Source organism: Actinoplanes couchii (assembly GCF_016862075.1).
Taxonomy (GTDB): domain Bacteria; phylum Actinomycetota; class Actinomycetes; order Mycobacteriales; family Micromonosporaceae; genus Actinoplanes; species Actinoplanes couchii.
Genome location: NZ_BOMG01000078.1, coordinates 1 through 18,786, shown reverse-complemented (window position 1 = coordinate 18,786; position 18,786 = coordinate 1). Strand labels below are relative to the sequence as shown.

Sequence of the window (18,786 nt, the reverse complement as noted above, 5' to 3'; positions counted from 1 at the left end):
TGCAAGCCCTTGCAACAGGCTTGAAACTTTCTGAAAATCTTTGCGGCAAACATAGATAGAAATGGCCGCCCCGTCAACGACGGGGCGGCCATCAGAAAGCCGGTGTTACAGGCCGTTCTCCGACAGGAAGGCCTTCGCCACCACGGCGATGTCCTTCTTGTCCACCTGCACCTGGGCCAGGTAGCTGGTCAGGTTCTCGGTGGTCAGCTTGCCGGAGACCCCGTCCAGGGCACCGGTGACCGTGGCGTTGTTGGCCTCGGTGCGGATCAGCGGGATGATGTTCTCGGACAGGAACAGGTTCTTCGGGTCCTCGAGCGGCACGAACTTGTTGGTGACGATCGACGAGTCGGTGGAGAACAGGTTCGCCACCTGGATGGTGCCGTCCTTCAGCGCGCCGACGGTCAGCGGGCCACCCGGGTCGAGCGACTTGTACTCCTTGAACTCCACCCCGTAGACCTCCTTGAGGCCCTTGAGGCCCTGCTGGCGCTCGGAGAACTCCGGGCCACCACCGGCGACCAGGGTCGGGGCGACAGCCTTGAGGTCGTCGAGGGTCTTCAGGTTGTGCTTGGCGGCGGTCTCCGCGCTGACGGTCAGCGTGTCCTTGTCCTCGGCGGCCGACTGGGTCAGCACCTCGGTACCGGCCGGCAGCACCTTCTTCAGCTCGGCCAGCACCGCGTCCGGGCTGCTCACCCCGGCCGGCACACCGTTCGGGGAGAGCGCGGCGAGAAGCGCGCCGTTGTACTCCGGCAGCAGCGAGATCGAGCCGTCCTGCAGCGCCTTGAGGTAGACCTCGCGGGCGCCGATGTTGAACTTCCGGGTGACCGTGACGCCCTTGGCCTCCAGGGCCTGCGCGTAGATCTCGCCGAGGAGCTGGCTCTCCGGGAAGTTCGCGGAGCCGACGGTGACCGTGCCGGCGGCAGCGGGCGCCTCGGCGAGCGGATCACTGTCGGCACCGCACGCGGTGAGCGACAGCGACATGGCGAGACCCGCGAATGCGGCGGTTATGCGTTTCATGACAGACCTTTCAGTCCGGGTGAGACGATCCAGCGCTGGATCAGGGCCAGAAAGAGATCGACGAGTACGGCCAACACGGCGACGACGATGGCGCCGGCCAGTACCCGGGAGTAGTCGTTGACGGCCAGGCCGTCGATGAGCAGCCGGCCCAGCCCGCCGAGCCCGACCGAGGCGGCCACCGTCGCGGTCGCCACCACCTGCAGGGCGGCGTTGCGGAAACCGCTCATCATCACCGGCAGGGCCATCGGCAGCTCGACCTTGGTGAGCACCTCCCACGGGTGCATGCCCATGCCGCGGGCGGCGTCCACCACCCGGTGGTCCAGGTTCCGCATGCCGGCGTACGACGAGGTCAGGATCGGTGGGATGACCAGCACGGTGAGCGCGATCAGCACCGGCAGCAGCCCCAGCCCGAGCAGGGTGACCATCAGCATCAGCAGGCCCAGCGTCGGCAGCGACCGGCCGGCGTTGCCCGCGTTGATGGCGATGAACGAGCCCTTGCCGGTGTGCCCGATGTACAGGCCGACCGGCAGCGCGATGACCGCGCCGATGAGCAGGGCGAGCGCGACGTATCCCAGGTGGGACAGGATCAGCTCGGGGATGCTGCCGGTGACGCCGAGGTCCCAGTGCGCCGGGTCGAACAGGTAGGAGAGGTTCATGCGACACGCGTCCACGGGGTGATCGCCCGCTGCACGAGCACGATGATCAGGTCGGCGATCGCGGCGAGCAGCACCGACAGGATGACCCCGATCAGGATCGGCTCCATGTAGAAGAGCTGGAACCCGCGGGTGAACAGCTGCCCGAGGCCGCCGATGCCGATCAGCGAGCCGACGCTGACCAGGCTGATGTTGGAGACGGTGGCGACCCGCAGACCGGCCAGGATCACCGGCAGCGCGATCGGCAGTTCGACCGAGATCAGGCGGCGGGTCCGGCGGTAGCCCATCGCGGTCGCGGCCTGCACCACCACCGCATCGACCGAGCGCAGGCCGTCCGCGACCGTCCGGGCCAGCAGCGCGACGGTGTAGATGGTCAGCGCCACCACGATGTTGATCGGCGACAGCACCTTGGTGCCGAGGATGACCGGCAGGAAGACGAAGAGCGCCAGCGACGGGATCGAGTAGAGGATCCCGTACACGTTGGTCAGCGGGTGGTAGAGCCGCGGGAACCGGACGGCCAGGTAACCGAGCGGCAGCGCGATCACGAACCCGAGCAGCACCGGCAGCAGCGCGAGGTACAGATGCTCCTGCAACGCCTGCCAGACGATGACGTGGTTGTTCCGCAGATACTCGATCATGGGCGGCGACTCGCCAGGTAGTCGGCCAGGTCGTGGTGGCTGACCAGGCCGTCGGGGGCGCCGTCCGGGCCGACCCGCACCGCCACCCCGGTCGGGGAGCTGATCACCAGATCGATGACGGTGCGCAGCGAGTCCGCCTTGGTGAAGGTGCCGCCGCGCGGCTTCCCCGCGGCGTCGAGTTCGAGACCCTCGACAGGGCGCACCGGCAGCGCCGACGCATCGTCGAAGGACAAGCCGCGCAAGCCACGATCTTTTCCGACAAATCCGGAAACGAAGTCGTCTGCTGGATTCGTCACCAGATCACGGGGCGTGCCGAATTGCGCCAGATGCCCGCCCTCGCGCAGCACCGCCACCCGATCGCCCAATTTCAGCGCCTCGTCGATATCGTGCGTCACCATCACGATCGTCTTACCCAGATCCTGCTGCAACCGCAGGAACTCGTCGTGCAACTGCAACCGCACCACCGGGTCGACGGCACTGAACGGCTCGTCCATCAGCATGATCGGCGGATCCGCGGCCAGCGCCCGGGCCACCCCGACCCGCTGCTGCTGCCCACCGGAGAGCTGAGCCGGATAACGCTTGGCGAACTCCTCGGCCAGCCCGACCCGCTCCAGCAGGGCGAGCGCCTTGGCGCGAGCGGCCCGCCGGGTCTCCCCCAGCAGCACCGGCACGGTCGCCACGTTGTCCAGCACGGTCCGGTGCGGGAACAGCCCGGCGTGCTGGATCACGTAACCGATCCCCCGCCGCAGCAGTGCCTCGTCCTTGGCGGTGACGTCCTCACCGTCGATCAGGATGCGCCCCGCGGACGGCGAGATCATCCGGTTGATCATCCGGAGGGACGTGGTCTTCCCGCACCCGGAGGGCCCGACCAGAACGGTCATCTTTCCGGTGGGCAGCTCCATGCTGAGGTGGTCCACCGCCGTACTGCCGCCGGGATAGACCTTGACGACGTCCTCGAATGTGATCATCGTACTCCTGGTTGATCTTCCGAATACTACTATTCATACTCGCGAAGTAGTGAATAGCATGTCAACAACTGGGGGGCTCTGGTGCAGGTCCGGCTCGACGGTGCATCCCTGACGATCCCAGACCTGGCCGCGATCGCATCCGGAGCGGCTGACATCACCCTGGACCCCCTCGCCCTGGTCCTCGTCGACGAGCGGCACGCCGTGCTGGGCGAGGCACGCGCCCGCGGAGCCGTTTACGGCGCCAACACCGGCGTCGGCGCCAACCGGCACGAGCAGGCCGACCCCGAGGAGCATGCCCTGCGACTGTTGCGCAGTCATTGCGCCGGGGTGGGCCCCGAGGAGGACGACGTCACCGCGCGCGCCACCATGGCCGTCCGGCTCAACCAGATTCTCGCAGGTGGGTCCGGCATCTCGCGTCAGGTCGCGGAAGCCCTGGCCACCGCGCTCGCCGACGGCGCGGTCCCGACCATCCACCGCTGGGGCGGCATCGGCACCGCCGACCTGTCGCCACTCGCCGAACTCGCGCTCACCCTGGCCGGCGTGCGCCCCTGGCGGCACGGCAGCAACCCGGACGTCGTGATCAGCCCCACCGACGCGCTGCCGATGATCAGCTCCAGCGCGCTCACCGTGGCCACCTCCGCGCTGGCCCTGGACCGGGTGCACAGTCAGTTGCGGGCCTCGACGATCGTCGCCGCGCTGTCGTTCCTGGCGCTGCGCGGCAACGCGGAGGCCTACGATCCGGCCAGTCACGCCGGCCGGTCGCACCCGCACCAGGTGTCGGTCGCCGCCACCCTCTTCGCCATGGTGTCCGATTCCGGTCCGTCGCCGAGGATCCAGGACCCGTTCGGCCTGCGGGTCGTGCCGCAGGTGACCGCGCCCGCGCTGCAGTCCGCCGAGACGCTCACCGCGACGGTCACCGCGGAGATCAACGCCGCCGCCGAGAACCCGCTGGTCACCGCGGACGGGGTCCGGCACCACGGCCAGTTCCACACCGCGACCCTGGCCGCCGGTCTGGACGCGGTCCGCGGCGCCTACCTGCCGGTTCTCTCGCTGTCCGCGGCCCGGCTCGGGCTGCTGATGCGTCCGGACATGACCGGTCTGCGCGCCTTCCTGGCAGCCGGCCCGCCGGGTAGCTCCGGCCTGATGATCACTGAATACGTGGTGCAGGACCTGCTCGCCGAGATGCGCACCGCGGTCCAGCCGACCGCCTCCGGCACCCTGTCGATCTCGCTCGGCATGGAGGAGCACGCCAGCTTCGCCACCCAGGGCGCGCGCAGCTTGCGCCTGATGACCGAAATCGCCCCCACGATGATCGCCGCCGAACTGCTCACCGCGGTCCGCGCCCTGCGCCTGGCCCCGGACCGGCTCGTCGGCGGCCTCGCCCGGGAAGCCTTCCACCTGGCGTCCGAAGCCCTCGACGACGACCTCAGCGACCGCCCGCTCGACGAAGACCTCAACCTCGCGGCCCACCTGCTGCCGTCCCTGGCCGGTCTTCTCTGACTTTTTCGTACGCCCGGGCACAGCGCTGTGGCTGTCGGCGCGAGACGCTGCCCGGTCCGGGCCGACAGGCGACCGCCGGGCGTATGCGGTGGTCACCGGCACGCGCGCTCCAGTATCGACACCGTCGCCGTGTCGTGCGGATCCTCAGTGCTCCGCGCGACACGGCACCGTTGTCGCGGGAGCACCGGTTCCACCGTCGCCGGGGCAAAGTCGACCTTCACCCCGCTGATCTTTCAACAGCCCCGCAACCCTCGCAATCCGAATCGCCCCTCGTAAGCAGAGACATGTGACGATGATCGCGCTGTCAGCGGCCGTTCTCTCCTCATCAGCCGCTTTCTCACCGCTATCGGCCGAACGGCTCGCGACCCAGGCGCAGCAGGATCTCGGTCAGCGGATCGGCCCCGGCCGGGATCGGCAGCCCCGGCCCGAACGGTGAACCCGGGTCGAGACGGCGCGGCCCGTCCGGAACCGCCCGCACGATCGGCAGGGTGCGCGCCAGCACATCGGCATCCGGCTCGAATACGGCACCGATCGCCTGCGCCACGTCCCACCCGTGCACCACGTAGTCGACCAGATGCATGCCGACGGCCAGCCGCCCCGGAACCTCACCACCGGCATCCGGCAGCACGAACCCCCGATCCAGCACGCCCTCCTCAGCGAACGCCGCGAGCACGTCCGACGCGGCCTCGGTGTAGACCCGCACCGCGTCGTCCCCCGCACGCTCCTCCACCCAGAACGCCGGATCGGCCCCCTGCCCACGGGCCGCGGCGGCGAACCCCCGGAGCTGAGCGGTCATGTGCCCGAGCAGATCCCCCAGATCCCACCCCGCACAGGGCGTGGCCACCCCCGGATCCCCGATCTTCGCCACCACGGCCACGCTCGCCCGGACAGCAGCCGCGTCGGCCGCCCGCAGATCCTCAGTAATCGTAAGCATGCGCTCACCATACGCACAAGCTTACGATTAGTCGAGCAACCGGGCAGTGGTAGGAGTTACCAGGTGAACCGCGACGATCTGGCCCTGCTGACCTTCCGCCTGAGCCGCCGCCTGCTGGCCATGGAGGAACCGATCCTGGCCCACCACGACATCCCGATGTGGGCCTACGCGGTCCTGACCGCCCTGCGCGACGGCCCGACCCGCACCCAGACGGCGCTGGCCACCGCGATCGGCGCCGACAAGACCCGGCTCATCCCGATCCTGGACGACCTGCAGCGCCGGGGCCTGATCAGCCGCGACTCGGATCCCGCCGACCGCCGGGTCCGCCTACTGGCCCTGACCCCGGACGGCCGGCGGACCCAGGAGTCGATCCGGTCCCAGATCCGCGCCGGCGAGGAGGAACTGCTCAGCGCCCTGCCGGCCGACGAGCGCGAGACCTTCGTCCGGACCCTGATCACCCTGGTCAGGACGACAGCTTGAAGTCCGCGACCGCGCCGTGCAGGAAGGGGTGTTTCGGGTTCTGGGAGCGGCCCAGGAAGTTGAAGTGGGTGGCGCCGAGCAGTAGGGCGTTCATCTTCGGGGCCGGGTTCACTCCGGTCACCGTGCCGTCGATCAGGAACGTCAAGGTGTCCGCCACCCGGACCTCCACATGGGTCCACACCCCGATCGGCAGGGGGATCTCGGCGTCCACGAAGTCCTCGGTCTCCATGCCACCCAGTTTCATGGCGAAGCGTGCTCTGCCCAGGCCGGTCCGCGGCGTCAGGAACAGGTACGACTGGGTGTTGAAACCGAGGTCGAAGACCCGGGCCGAGTTGGTGATGCTGTCCAGGCGCACCCACGCCGACACCGTGAGCCGGTCCAGGGACGCGGGGAGTCCGGCGGGCAGCACCACGTGCGCGCCCGTTCCGTTCAGCTCGACACCCCTCTCCCCCGGCACCGCTCCGCCGGCCAGGACCGCGTCCGGCCAGCGGTGACGCTTTTCGCGCAGGTCGGACAGGGGGTACTCGGCTACCGTTCCGCGGCGGGGGCGGGCCGGGGGCAGGGCGAAGTAGACGTTGTAGTGCTCGTGGTGCACGTCCAGGAACGGGCTCAGGCGCACCCGGGTGCCACCGGCCACGACGCTGAACTCAGCTCGGCCGGCCTCCCGGCGCAGGGTGCGCGGGTCCGCGATAGGCAGCGCCGCGGGCGGGGTGGTGCCGTAGCGGGCGGCCAGGACCAGCGGGCCGTAGGCGAGGGCGTGCACGGCCGGGTTGTCGGGGGCCGGTAGCCAGCGGGTGCGCATCGGCAGGTCCAGGGTGACCACGTCGCCGGGGCGCCAGGTGCGCCGGAGCGACGCGAACGCTCCGGGGTGCGCCGGGTGTGCGACGCCGTTCACGTGCAGTTTCGCGTCCCGGGCCCAGCCCGGGACTCGGACCCGCAGCGTGAACGTGCGGGCGGGGCCGTCGACCGTGACGTGCACTCGTCCGTCGTACGGGAAACCGGTCTTGATCGTGATCGTGGAGCCCTGGAACGTGACCGTCGACGGGATGAACAGGTTGACGGAGACCGTGCCGCCGGCGAAGTCGAAGATCGGCTCGGCGAATCCGGTGTGCGTCTCCAGGCCGGTCCCGTGGTCGCAGCTGAAGTTGCCGTAATCGCTGCTGTACGACCCGGGGTCGGACACCAGGCCCTCCTTGCCCTTGCGGGAGGCGGTCGAGGAGAGCCCGGTGTAGTAGGTGACGTTGCCGTGCGCGGAGTCCGGGTCCTGCTCGCCGAGCATCTGGTTGAGCAGCGCCCACTCGTAGTAGTCGAGATAGTCGGTCCGGCTCGGGTCGATCCGGTACAGCCGCCGGGTCAGCTTGAGCATGTTGTACGTGTTGCAGTTCTCGCAGGTGTTCTCGCCGAGCTGGCTGACCACCTGGCCGGGCGGCCCGAAGAACTCGGCGTTCGCGTTGCCGCCGATCACGTAGCTGTGCTGCCGCACCACCTGGTCCCAGAAGTAACCGGCGATCGTCCGGTACCGCTGCTCACCGGTCACCTGATAACCGGCCGCCGCGCCGACCACCTTCGCGATGTCGGTGTTGGCGTGCCAGCCGGCCAGGGTGTCGCGCCGTTCGGACAGCGGCACGAAGATCTCGTCGTGGTCGAACGCGCGGGCCAGCTGCTCGTGCGCGCCGGTGACCGCGTGCAGGTCGAACAGCGCCTCGTTCATCCCGCCGAACTCGACGTGCAGCACCTTCTGCATCTGCTCCCGGGTCAGCCCGCCGACCCGGGATCCGGTCCAGTCGGCGATGCCCTCGGCGATCCGCAGGGCAGTCGGGTCGCCGAGCAGCCGGTGCTGGTCCAGCAGGCCGGCGAGGATCTTGTGGACGGTGTAGTACGGCGCCCACGGATTCTTCCCCGCCTCCAGGTCGTCGAAGACCGTCTCCGGGAAGGCCGACAGGTAACCGTTCGGAGCCTGGCAGGTGGCCAGCGCGGCCACCAGGGCGGCGCTCCTCGCGGTCAGGTCGGCGTCGTCCAGGTAGTGGGCGGCCTGGGCCAGACCGGACAGCAGGTGCCCGGTGGAGTGGCCGCGCAACTGGATGTCCGGGGCCTCCCAGCCGCCGAGCGGAACGGCGTCGCTGGGCAGTCCGGCGGTCACCCGGAACATGTGCAGCATCCGGTCCAGGTCGACGAACCGCAGGTAGGCGACGGTGCGGTTCATGTTGTCGAGGTAACGGCTGGGCAGCAGCCGGACCTTTCCGGTGGTGGGTGCCGCCGGGGCGCCAGGCAGCGGCACCGCGGCCAGGGCCACGCCGGAGGAGAGCAGGGTGCGGCGTTTCACGGGTACCACCTCAGTTGGACCGGGCCGAGCAGGCCGTACGCCTGGCGGGCGGCGATGCCGAAGACGGCGGGGCTGGTGGTGCGCAGTCGGTTCAGCAGGGTGGTGGCGACCTCCACCTCGACGGTGTTCGCGCCGGGGCGCAGGTGCAGGTCGGCCGCCGGTTGCAGGACATCGATGGGTGGGAGCAGGCGGCCGTTGAGACGGACCTGGCAGGTGTCGACCACCTTGCCCAGGTCCAGTCTCGCCCGGACCGCCCGCGGGACGGTGACCGTGGTGCGGTAGCGGCCGATGCCGGAGACGTCGGCCAGTGCCGGGATCGCGGACCATGGCTGGAGCTCGGTGAGCGTGAGGCGGTGGGTGATGGTGCCGGTGGGCCGCCAGTCCTCGACTTCGAGATCCCAATCGGTCAGGGCCAGTGGATCTCCCTGGTAGGCGCGAAGGTTGATGTCCAATTTTTTGCGGCTTATCTCGATTAGCTGTGATTGGCCGGGCTGCAGCGTGGCTCTGATCCGGATTCGATCACCGTCGCGGACAAAAGGGATACCTTCGCGGACGCCGGTCCACGCGTCCAGACGGGTCGGGGTCGAGGTCCGGGACGACGTGGTCAGCCAGACGTCCTGATCGATCGGGGCGATCACCCGGTTCTCCGCGTGCCGGGCGTTGGCCAGGTAGTAGTGGTCGGTGTCGCCGTCGACCCGGTGCACGGTCATCAGGGACGACCGCTCGTACTCGACGTCCCGGCGCACCCCGAGCGCCTCCAGAGCGGCCGGGATCCCGGTCTGGTCGGCCACCACCCGCACCGTGGGCTGGGCCAGCAACTCGGCGAGCAGCGGACGCACCGGCTCCGGATGCACGTCGGACCAGTCACCGATCACGATCGTCGGCAGCCCGGCTCGCGCGAAACCGGCGAGCAGCCCGGCCGCCCGTACCGAAATCGTGTGGTCCTTGCCGCGAAAAGCGTCGCCGTCCAGGATCAGCGCCCGGTAACGGGGCGGACCGAGCCGCCCGTTGCGGACCACGGCCGCCGGCAGCGACAGGGACGCCTCGTCGGCGAATCCGTGGGTCCAGCCGACCGGGATGCCGTCGTTGGTGGCCCACGGCGCGCCGATCCCGGTCGCCGTCCACCCCTTCTGCCGGAAGAACACCAGGTCGGCGCGGGCGGTTCCGGTCTGCAACATTTTCTGGGTACGCCGGAACCAGCCCGCCACCCCGGCGACGTGCCGCCACGTCGGCTGCCGGGGGCCCCACGCCTCGGCGTACCCGATGCCGGTGCCGTTGTAGGGCGAGAACGCCGCGAATCCGGGCCACGCCGCGCCCGGCACGTCCCGGTAGGCGAACCCGTGCAGCACGGCCTGGTTCACCCCACCGGCGAACACGCTGCCCATCGTCTGCAGGACCTTGTTCCAGGTGGTGCTGTACGCGCCGTTGGCGTAGGCGGCGGCCTCGCACGACAGGATCCGCCCGCCGGCCATGTCCCGGGCCGAGGCGAGCACCCGGAAGTCGTCCAGGTTCTTGAACCCGAGCGACTCCCCCTCGGGCACGTCCAGCAGGGTGGCGCTGCGGATCGCGTCGGTGGTCAGCCCGTACGGCTGGGCCCGCAGTCGCAGCCCGAGGCGGTGCGCGAAATCCCGTAGCGGCAGCAGGTGATGCTCGTGATAGAGATCGGACATCACCTGGTCGACCGAGTCCCGCAGATGATGCGAACCGTCCGCGTCGTACGAGAACAGGTACTTGCCGTTGACCTGCAGCAGGATCGGCAGGAAGGTGAACACGTCGCCACCGGTCCGCCGGGCGTACTCGGCGGGCAGTTCCGGGGTCCAGAGCGTCCCGTCGGTCTCCAGTTCCAGGGAGTCCTCGAAGAGGTCGCCGCCGGCCTCGCGCAGCAGCCGCCGGATCGGCCCGGTCAGCACCGGGTCGTCCCAGGCGCCGATGACCGCCCGGGTGCCGGCGGGACTGAAGTGGTCGACGACGTACGACGGCGGATCGGTGTGCGGCCCGCCTTCCGGCTGCTGCCCCGAGCCGCGCACCGTGTAGGTGAACAGCAACCAGGAGCCGTCCGGAACGGTCACCGTGACCTGACCGCCGAACGGGGTGAGGGTCCGCACCGAGGCCGGGTCGAGGACCGTGCCGGAGACCACCCGGGCGATCTGCACGGCGAGGGTGTCCGCCGGGACCGAGACGGTGATCGACCCGGCGAACGCGGTGACGGTGTGGATCAGCTCCTTGGCGGCGGCCGGATCGTCCGGGGCGATGCCGGGGACGGCGGCCGGCCAACTGGGCCCGGCGGCCAGGTCGACGGTCAGCCCACGCCGTTTCGCCTGGCGCAGCGCCGTCTCGACCGCGTCGCGCCACGGGCCGGTGCCCCAGCCGTGCCCGGCGGCGTCCAGGTCGGTGCGGACGCTGTGGTGCACGTCCTGGATCTCCACCCCGGCGAACCCGGCGTCGGCGATCTGGTCGATCTCGCGCGCGATCTCCACCGGATCGACCAGGCCGTGCGGCCACCACCAGCGGAACTTGGCCCCGTGATGGTCCTTGGAGATCGTGGCGAGTGCCGCACCGGGCCAGGGGACCGTGGCAGCCGCTCCGAGGGCGAGAACAGTACGGCGTCTCATCGGTGTGCTCCCCCGTTACTGGTGAAACTCCAGGTGCCGGGCCCGGTCGTGCGGGTCAGGCCGGGCAGGCGGATCTCCGCGACGGCACCCCGCGGCACGGTCACGGTCAGGCGCACGGTGGTGCCGGTCCGGGTCCAGGCGGTGCGGATGCCGCCGTAACTCCCGGAGGCGGCGGCCGGGCCACCGTCGACCGCCGGGGCGATCACCAGGTCACGGAAACCGGCCGTGCCGGGTCGCTGATCGATTCCGGTCACCCGGCGCAGCATCCAGGCGTCCAGGGCACCCAGCATGAAGTGGTCCTGGGACTGGCCGCTGCCGCCGTCCCAGGTCTCGCCGAGCGCGGTGTTGCCGGCCACCACCTGGTAGCCGAGGCTCGGGCTGGTGGTCCGGGTCGCGATCCGGTAGACGACGTCGTCCCGCCCGGCCGCGGTGAGCACCGACAGCACCGCGGGGAACGAGATCTCCCCCATGATCAGGTGGTCGTCCCGGGCGGCGATCGTGTCGATCAGGTGCGCCAGCTGGGCGTCCCGGAGACCGGCGGGCACCGCGCCGACGTCGAGGGCGAGCGCGGTCGCGCCCTGACCGCCGCCGCCGAACAGCCCGGTCGCCGGGTCGTAGTACTTCGCCCAGAGCGCGGCGGCGATGTCGTCGGCCACCGCGCGGTAGGGGGCCGGATCCTCGCCGAGGACCGTCGCGATCCGGGCCAGGCCGTCGGCGACCCGCCAGACCCCGGTGCTGCCGGGAATCGCCCGGGGCATCGCCGGTTTCTCGGTGGTGATCCAGTCGCCGAGCCCGTAGTCGTAGACGCCGTCCACCCAGCGGCCGGTCTGCCCTTGGAGATAGGCGAGATATCGCTGCATGGCCGGATAGTGACGCTGGAGGATGGCGCGGTCGCCGTAGGTCAGGTACGTCTGCCACGGGACCAGGACCAGCGCGCCACCCCAGTTCGGGTCGTCGCGGTAGGCGCCGGCCAGGGTGGTGTGGTCCGGCACCGTGCTCGGCACCAGCCCCGACGCCTCCTGCCCGTCGGCCATGTCCTGGGTGATCTTCGCCATCAGGGTGCGGACATCAAAATTCCGGGCGATGGCGTCGTACGCCAGATGGTCCTGTTCCAGCCAGCCGAGCTTCTCCCGGCTCGGGCAGTCGGTGAGGATGCTCTGCATGTTGTTCTCCACCGCGTGCCGGGTCAGCCGGTGGATGCCGTCCAGGATGTCGTCCGAGGTGTCGAACGTTCCGGCCGGGGCGTAGTCGCCCATCGTGCGCAGCCCGGCCACGGTCACCGTGGCGCCGGGCGGCAGTCCGGCCACCTCCAGGTAGCGGAAGCCGTGGTAGCTGAACTGCGGGCGCCACGTCCGGGTGCCGCCGGCGGTGGTGAACTGGTCCCAGATCGGGGCGCCGACATTGCTGATCGACTGGTTCACGTGGCCGTCGGCGAGCGCCTCGGCGGGGTAGACCCGGATCGTGGTGCCGGCCGGCGCGGTGAGCGTGATCTCGGGCAGGCCGGCGATGGTGCGGCCGACGTCGAAGACACCCGGGGCGATCTCGGTGCCGGGCAGCCGCTCGACGATCCGGACCGGCGCGCCGAGCCGGGCGGTGAGCGGGCCGGGTCCGGTGGTGACGACGGCGTTCGCCCAGGCGGTGGGGTGTTCGCGGCGGGCGTCGTAGTCCTCGCCGCCGTACCAGGAGGAGACCGTGGTCGGGCCCAGCGCGGTGCGCCAGGTTCCGTCGGAGACCACGGTCTGCCGGCGGCCGTCGCGGTAGGTGAGGTCCAGCTGGGCGATCAGTTTCGGGTCGCTGACCTGGCGGGCGAACTTGCGGTAGCGGCCCTTGGTGTCCAGGGCGTTCGCGGTGCCGTTGCCCAGTGCGACGGCCAGGGTGTTGCCGCCGCGGCGCAGGATTCGGGTGACGTCGTGGTCGGCGTACGGCACCCGGTCGCGGTAGTCGGCGTCGCCCGGTTCCAGGACGGCGTCGCTGACCGGACGGCCGTTCAGGGTCGCGGCGTAGACGCCCAGGCCGCTGATCCGCAGGCGGGCCCGGGTGATCTGGCCGTGGGTGGCGAAGCCCTTCTCGAAGATCGGCAACGCCTCCGGCAGCCAGGGTTCGGGCCGAACCTGACCGGTCACCGTGGCGGCGGTGTGCCAGTCGCCGTCGGTCGTCGCGGTCTGGATGCGGTAGTCGACGGGGAAATTCGCGCTGTCGGTACGCGGGCGCAGGGCCACCCGGTCGAAGGTGTATGCGGCGCCCAGGTCCAGGGTGAGCTGGATGTTCGCTTCGGGGCTGTCGTGGGCGGCGCTCTGGTAGCCGGCCGCGGTGCCGTCGGCCAGCAGGGCCGGTTCCCACTCCTTGCGGACGGTCTCGGTCTCGGAGGCGGTGATGAACTTGCCCCGGCCGGCGGCCAGGTTGACATCCCCCTCCTGGTACACCTCCCACTCGGCCAGTTGCAGGCGGTGGGTGAGCGCCGGGAAGCGCCTGGTGTCGCCGGTGGTGACCATCCGGTTCCGGCCGTCGAGCGGCTGCTCAGCGAGCGGAATCCCGAGGCGGGTGACGTCCAGTCGTACGAAGCGGGCGGTCTGCTCGGGAAGTTCGACGATCACCGGCTGGACCGCTTTGGCACTGAGCTGCCAGTCCCGGTTGGTGATCCACTCGGCGCTCCAGCCGGTCGTGCCAGCCGCAGCCGGAGCCGTGTAGCCGACGGCGAGCAGCAGGGCGAGAGTGAGGATGCGGCGCACAGCGGCTCCCGATCGACCGAACCGTTATGAAACGTTTTAACAGCTTGTTAACGCCCACGATATCCACGCCTCACGAAGGCGTCAATGGTCATCGATGGGTGGCGCCTTCTTCCGCGATCACCTGCCTCTGCGGGTTCCTGCTTCTGCGGGTTCCTTCTTCTGCGGGCGGGCACCGACTATCGTCGATGGGCGATGGACACCGACGACGCGGCGGCCTTTGTGGACATCAGTGCCGGGCACGGCGTGCAGCTCGGCTCCGGCAACGTGCAGAACAACCTGTTCGCCTCCACCCCGCCCTCGCCGCCGGTCCGCTCGGCATACCGCGAACGCATCCGCGAGATCATCCGGGACCACCCCCGCGACCGCGAACCGGAGTTGGCCGAACTGGCCGACTTCTGCACCACCGACCACGATCAGCAGTACGCGTGGTGGCGGGCACCGGCATGGGCGGGCAAGTCGGCCCTGATGGCCTGGTTCGCCCTCAACCCACCACCGGGCGTACGGATCGTCGCGTTCTTCATCCGGGCCCTGCACCACCGCCAGAACGACCGCCAGGCCTTCCTCGACAACGTCATCGAACAACTGGCCGAGATCCTGGAGCTGCACACCCTCCCACCGACCTTGAACGCCTCCACCCGCGAAGCCCACCTCACCACCATGCTCACCGAGGCGTCCACCCGCTGCCAAGCGGCCGGCGACCGCCTGATCCTGCTGGTGGACGGCCTGGACGAAGACCGGGGCGTGACCGCGCACCCCGACTCCCACAGCATCGCCGGCGCCCTCCCCCACCACCCACCGGCCGGGCTTCGGGTCATCGTGTCGAGCCGCCCGAACCCGCCGCTACCGGCCGACGTGCCGCCCGGCCACCCACTGCGCGCCCGTTGCCTGCGCCGCGACCTGGAACCGTCGATCCACGCGGAGTTCGTCCGCCGGGACGCCGAACGTGAACTGAAGGCGATCGTGCACGACGGCGGCCTCCCCGCCCGAATCCTCGGTCTGGTGACCGCCTCGCACGGCGGTCTCTCGGCCACCGATCTGGCCGAATTGACCGGCCAGGACCAGTGGCTGGTCGAGGACCATCTCGCCGCTTTCACCGGCCGCTCCTTCGACCTCGCCGACACCGTTTACGTGCTGGCCCACAAAGAACTGCAGGAGACCGCGACGACATTGGTCGGCGAATCCCGGTTGACGGATCATCGCAGGCGGCTGAACGAGTGGGCGGACTCCTGTCTGACACCCGGCAGGTCGGCGGGAACCCCGGAATTCCTCCTGCACGGCTATTTCACCACGCTCCACGAACAGGGCGACATCGAGCGCATCAAACGACTGGTCCTGGACGACGATCGCCGCACCCGGATACTGGAACGGGTCGGCGGCGACTCCACCGTTCTCGACGAGATAACCCTCACCCAGGAGGGAATCCTCCAGGCCCCCGAACCGGACCTGCCGACGATGTGCCGGCTCGCCCTGCTCCGGCGCCAGGTGATCGCCCGCAACCAGAACATGCCCCTCGACCTGCCCCGCCTATGGGCGATGGTCGGCGACCTCCCCCGAGCCGAGGCCCTGATCAGGGCAATGCCCGAAGACGGCGGCCGCCGGGCGCTGGCCACCACCTGGCTCGCTCCGGCGGTAGCCGCGGCCGGTGATCATGACAGGGCCGTGGAACTGATCGGGCAGATTCCGCACGACCTGTTCGCCGACGAGAACCAACCGTCGAAAGCAATCAGTGAAGTCGTCCACGAAATGACTGAGAACAACGAAACCGAGCGGGCGAAGAACCTGGCTCGAACGATTTCCCGCCCGTTCTGGCGAAGTCAGGCCATGGGTCAGGTCGCCATCGCCCTGGGGAAGTCGAGCAAGACGTTCACGGAGGCGGAATCACTGGCCCGTGAGGTGACCGAACCCTACTGGCGGGCTCAATTGCTCGGCATTCTGGCGAGTTCGGCGGCCCGGCAAGATGATCGGACCACGGCCCAGCGGCTGCTCGGCGAGGCTCTCGACGTCGCCGATTTGGTGCCGCACGGCGCGGAGAGATCCCGGGTATACACCGTTCTGGCACTCGAGAGCAGGTCATGGCAGCCAGGGGACGAACCAGCGCATCTGGCTTCCCGCGCCGTTGACGAGGCCACCGGCATCGCTGATCCGACGGTCAAGGTCGAGGCCCTCGCCACGGTCGCCAAGCGCCTGGCCGACATGGTGGCGCCCGGCGTGTCGATCAGCAACGATCAGCTCGCCGAGGCCGTCAGAGGCAACGAGCCGACTGTCGGATCGCTGTCTGCCATGGCGTTGGCCTGGTACACGGCCGGCGACGCCGACCAGGCGATCGCTGTCGCGGATCTCGCGAGCAGCCGCGCCGACCGTCACGACGTTCTCCGGGCAGTGATCGCCGCCGCGGCGGCAGCGGACGACTTCGACTGTGCTCGGAGCATCGCCGAATCCATCACCGACGTCCTCGCCCGCGATCGGGCGATCGCCCGGATCGCCTCTCAACTGAGGCGTGCGGAGGACACCCTGGAGGAATTGGTCCAATCGATCCAGGATCCGGCGACCCGAGCCTCGGCCCTCACCGGCTGGGGTTACCGGGCAGCATCACGGGGAGATCGGAAGGCCGCCACCGCACTCGCGGCACGTGCCGAGGCAACGGCCCGATCCGCGCTCGACAATGCGGAGAAGGCCCAGCTATTGACACGGCTCGTCCCCGCTCTGGTCACGCTGGGTTCGGTCGAACGGGCCCGGAAAGCCGCTGCTCAGGCCCATCAGGCCTTCCGGTCTCTGGCGGCCCGGTCCCATCTCGATCCCGTAATGGCCGAGCTGGTGCGGGCCGCGGCGGAGGTGGGCGTTCCCGGTACCTCCCTCGCGGTGGCGCGATTGATGAACGCGCCGCGGATTCGCGCCGAGGCGCTGTGCGCGCTGGCCACTACGGTCACCACGCCTGATCATCGGGCCGAGATGCGGGAAATCCTGGCGGCAGCCGAACAGGACGCGGCCGGCCCGGAGCGCTCCCGGACCCTGCGAATGATCCTGACCGCTCTCTGGGTCACCGGTGAGAGCGCCGCGGCCCGGGAACTGGCGCACCGGTTGACCGTGATCGACGACGGTAGGCGGCTGGTTCGGGCGAGTATGCCGACGTTCCCCGCTCCGCAGCCGGCCGACCCCGAAAAGGCTCTCGTCGAAGCGGTCGCCGTGCTGGCGGAGAAGGGAGCTTTCGACCGAGCCGGCGCCCTGGTGCACGAGGTCATCCTTCCGAATCGCCGGGACGAAGCCCACACCGCACTCGCGAAGGCCCTGGCGCGAGCCGGTCAGTATTCTCAGGCCCGGTCCTGCGTCGACCGGATCCAGCTGTCGCACAGACGGGACAGGGCAATCGCCGCCCTCGCCGGGATCTTGGTGGAGCAGGGTTCCGCCGGGATGGCGGAGGAACTGGCGGGCATGATCGCCGGTGAGTTCGAACGGGCCCGGACCATGCTGGCACTGGCACCGAAGGTGGAATCGGACCGGGCCCGCCGACTGCTGCTCGTGGCGGTCCGGCACGGGGAACTGAGGAACGCCGTCGAGCTGCTGTCGGCCCTCAGTCCGGATTCCATCCGGGCGGTCGCCGACGAGCTGCTCGGCCCGGATCAGTCGGCGGGTTGAGCTCGAAAGGCTCCGGTGGCGGCGGCGGTCAGCAGGCCGGCGATCAGGCCCCAGAAGGCTGAGCCGATGCCGAGCAGTTGGACTCCGGAAGCCGTGGCCAGCAGGGTTACCACCGCCGCCTCTCGCCAGCGTTCGCCGCGTAGGGACGTTGTCAGGGAGCTTCCGATGGTGCCCAGCAGGCCGATGCCGGCGATGGCCAGTACCAGGACCACCGGCAGGGCCGACAGCAACGATGTGATCGTGGCGCCCAGGACCGCTACCACCAGGTAGAAGATGCCGGCCCACACCGCCGCCAGGTAACGCCTGCGGGGGTCGGGGTGGGCCTGCGGGCCGGTGCAGATCGCGGCGGTGATGGCGGCCAGGTTGAGGCCGAAGGCTCCGAACGGGGCCAGCACCAGGTTCGCCGCGCCGGTCCACGTGATCAGTGGGGAGACGGGCACCTGGTAGCCGTCGTTGCGCAGCACCGCTACACCGGGCAGGTTCTGCGACGCCATCGTCACCACGAACAGGGGCAGCGCCACGCTGACCACCGCCTGCCACGAGAACGACGGGGCCGTGAAGACCGGGGCCGCCAGCGACCACTGGACGAGGCCGGGGCGGAACGATCCGGACAGGGCCGCCACCACGACGCCGACCAGCAGCGCCGCCAGTACCGCGTACCGCAGCAGGATCTTGCGAAAGAGAAGATAGGTGGCGAACATCGTCAGGACCAGCAGCGGGTCGTCGCCGGCCGACCGGAACAGGCCGGTGCCGAATTGGATCAGCACCCCGGCCAGCAGCGCCGACGCCAACTCGACCGGAACCCGGTCCATGATCCGCCCGAACCAGCCGGTCACCCCGGTCAGCGTGATCAGCAGCGCCGAGACCAGGAACGCGCCGATCGCCTCGCGCATGGTGAATCCGGGCAAACCGGTGACCAGCAGCGCGGCGCCGGGGGTGGACCAGGCGGTGACGATCGGCGCCCGGTAGCGCAGCGACAACCCGATGCAAGTGACGCCCATGCCGAGGCTGAGCGCGAGGATCCAGGACGCGACCTCGGCCTCGCCGGCGCCGGCGGCCCGGGCGGCGCTGAAGACGATCGCCGCGGAACTGGTGAAGCCGATCAGCACGGCGAGCAGGCCGGCGTTCACAGCGGACGGCGGAGCGAGATCACGAACGGTCACGACGCAGGCTATCGGCCCCGGCCGCCGCTGGTCGCCCGGTTTTGCGGGCGTCACCCTATCCTGGGCGGGCTGTCACCGACCGTACGACGGAGTCTGGGAAGTCTTGACCTCTCCCCGCCTTAAAGGACGGGGATTCCGG

The 18,786-nt window shown here is 70.0% G+C and carries 12 protein-coding genes; 3 read left to right on the top strand and 9 right to left on the bottom strand.

Annotation, left to right across the window (positions count from 1 at the left end):
• Positions 1 to 105: 105 nt before the first annotated feature.
• Genes Aco03nite_RS31390 through Aco03nite_RS31375 form a run of 4 tightly spaced genes read right to left on the bottom strand, consistent with a single transcriptional unit; the run spans position 106 to position 3,273 of the window.
• Positions 106 to 1,014, bottom strand: a complete 909-nt coding sequence (locus Aco03nite_RS31390) for a glycine betaine ABC transporter substrate-binding protein (protein ID WP_203801287.1) — start codon at positions 1,012 to 1,014, stop codon at positions 106 to 108.
• Complete coding sequence (locus Aco03nite_RS31385) at positions 1,011 to 1,670, bottom strand: ABC transporter permease (RefSeq protein ID WP_203801286.1); 660 nt, start codon at positions 1,668 to 1,670, stop codon at positions 1,011 to 1,013. Before Aco03nite_RS31385 ends, Aco03nite_RS31390 begins: the two co-directional genes overlap by 4 nt.
• Positions 1,667 to 2,305 carry an ABC transporter permease gene (locus Aco03nite_RS31380; RefSeq protein ID WP_203801285.1) on the bottom strand — a complete coding sequence of 213 codons (639 nt, stop codon included), beginning with the start codon at positions 2,303 to 2,305 and terminating at the stop codon, positions 1,667 to 1,669. Before Aco03nite_RS31380 ends, Aco03nite_RS31385 begins: the two co-directional genes overlap by 4 nt.
• Complete coding sequence (locus Aco03nite_RS31375; RefSeq protein ID WP_203801284.1) at positions 2,302 to 3,273, bottom strand: ABC transporter ATP-binding protein; 972 nt, start codon at positions 3,271 to 3,273, stop codon at positions 2,302 to 2,304. Before Aco03nite_RS31375 ends, Aco03nite_RS31380 begins: the two co-directional genes overlap by 4 nt.
• A gap of 81 nt (positions 3,274 to 3,354) precedes the next feature.
• Between Aco03nite_RS31375 and Aco03nite_RS31370 the strand changes: the two genes are divergently transcribed.
• Entirely contained in the window at positions 3,355 to 4,773 is a 1,419-nt protein-coding gene (locus Aco03nite_RS31370; RefSeq protein WP_239145596.1) for an aromatic amino acid ammonia-lyase, read from the top strand.
• Positions 4,774 to 5,116: 343 nt separating this feature from the next.
• Here Aco03nite_RS31370 and Aco03nite_RS31365 read toward each other — a convergent pair whose 3' ends face one another.
• Positions 5,117 to 5,707 (bottom strand): TIGR03086 family metal-binding protein, encoded by a 591-nt coding sequence (locus Aco03nite_RS31365; protein WP_239145595.1) that lies wholly within the window; start codon positions 5,705 to 5,707, stop codon positions 5,117 to 5,119.
• Between the two features lie 63 nt (positions 5,708 to 5,770).
• Between Aco03nite_RS31365 and Aco03nite_RS31360 the strand changes: the two genes are divergently transcribed.
• The gene (locus Aco03nite_RS31360; RefSeq protein ID WP_239145594.1) at positions 5,771 to 6,187 is read left to right on the top strand and encodes a MarR family winged helix-turn-helix transcriptional regulator; all 417 of its coding nucleotides are present in this window, start codon (positions 5,771 to 5,773) and stop codon (positions 6,185 to 6,187) included.
• Here Aco03nite_RS31360 and Aco03nite_RS31355 read toward each other — a convergent pair.
• The 3 genes from Aco03nite_RS31355 to Aco03nite_RS31345 are packed head-to-tail and all read right to left on the bottom strand — an operon-like array spanning position 6,171 to position 13,851.
• Positions 6,171 to 8,510 carry a beta-L-arabinofuranosidase domain-containing protein gene (locus Aco03nite_RS31355; RefSeq protein WP_239145593.1) on the bottom strand — a complete coding sequence of 780 codons (2,340 nt, stop codon included), beginning with the start codon at positions 8,508 to 8,510 and terminating at the stop codon, positions 6,171 to 6,173. The two genes, Aco03nite_RS31360 and Aco03nite_RS31355, sit on opposite strands and share 17 nt — an antisense overlap.
• Complete coding sequence (locus Aco03nite_RS31350) at positions 8,507 to 11,122, bottom strand: glycosyl hydrolase (protein WP_203801283.1); 2,616 nt, start codon at positions 11,120 to 11,122, stop codon at positions 8,507 to 8,509. Before Aco03nite_RS31350 ends, Aco03nite_RS31355 begins: the two co-directional genes overlap by 4 nt.
• Positions 11,119 to 13,851, bottom strand: a complete 2,733-nt coding sequence (locus tag Aco03nite_RS31345) for a family 78 glycoside hydrolase catalytic domain (protein WP_203801282.1) — start codon at positions 13,849 to 13,851, stop codon at positions 11,119 to 11,121. Before Aco03nite_RS31345 ends, Aco03nite_RS31350 begins: the two co-directional genes overlap by 4 nt.
• Positions 13,852 to 14,043: 192 nt before the next feature.
• Between Aco03nite_RS31345 and Aco03nite_RS31340 the strand changes: the two genes are divergently transcribed.
• Positions 14,044 to 17,484 (top strand): P-loop domain-containing protein, encoded by a 3,441-nt coding sequence (locus Aco03nite_RS31340; RefSeq protein ID WP_203801281.1) that lies wholly within the window; start codon positions 14,044 to 14,046, stop codon positions 17,482 to 17,484.
• Here the strand turns inward: Aco03nite_RS31340 and Aco03nite_RS31335 are convergent.
• Positions 17,469 to 18,647, bottom strand: coding sequence for a benzoate/H(+) symporter BenE family transporter (locus tag Aco03nite_RS31335; RefSeq protein ID WP_203801278.1), 1,179 nt, complete (start codon positions 18,645 to 18,647; stop codon positions 17,469 to 17,471). The two genes, Aco03nite_RS31340 and Aco03nite_RS31335, sit on opposite strands and share 16 nt — an antisense overlap.
• Positions 18,648 to 18,786 lie beyond the last annotated feature (139 nt).

Coding starts and splice junctions, on each gene's coding strand:
- Aco03nite_RS31340 (WP_203801281.1), top strand. CDS start 14,044: ATGGACACCGACGACGCGGCGGCCTTTGTGGACATCAGTGCCGGGCAC.
- Aco03nite_RS31350 (WP_203801283.1), bottom strand. CDS start 11,122: ATGAGACGCCGTACTGTTCTCGCCCTCGGAGCGGCTGCCACGGTCCCC.
- Aco03nite_RS31385 (WP_203801286.1), bottom strand. CDS start 1,670: ATGAACCTCTCCTACCTGTTCGACCCGGCGCACTGGGACCTCGGCGTC.
- Aco03nite_RS31390 (WP_203801287.1), bottom strand. CDS start 1,014: ATGAAACGCATAACCGCCGCATTCGCGGGTCTCGCCATGTCGCTGTCG.
- Aco03nite_RS31375 (WP_203801284.1), bottom strand. CDS start 3,273: ATGATCACATTCGAGGACGTCGTCAAGGTCTATCCCGGCGGCAGTACG.
- Aco03nite_RS31365 (WP_239145595.1), bottom strand. CDS start 5,707: ATGCTTACGATTACTGAGGATCTGCGGGCGGCCGACGCGGCTGCTGTC.
- Aco03nite_RS31380 (WP_203801285.1), bottom strand. CDS start 2,305: ATGATCGAGTATCTGCGGAACAACCACGTCATCGTCTGGCAGGCGTTG.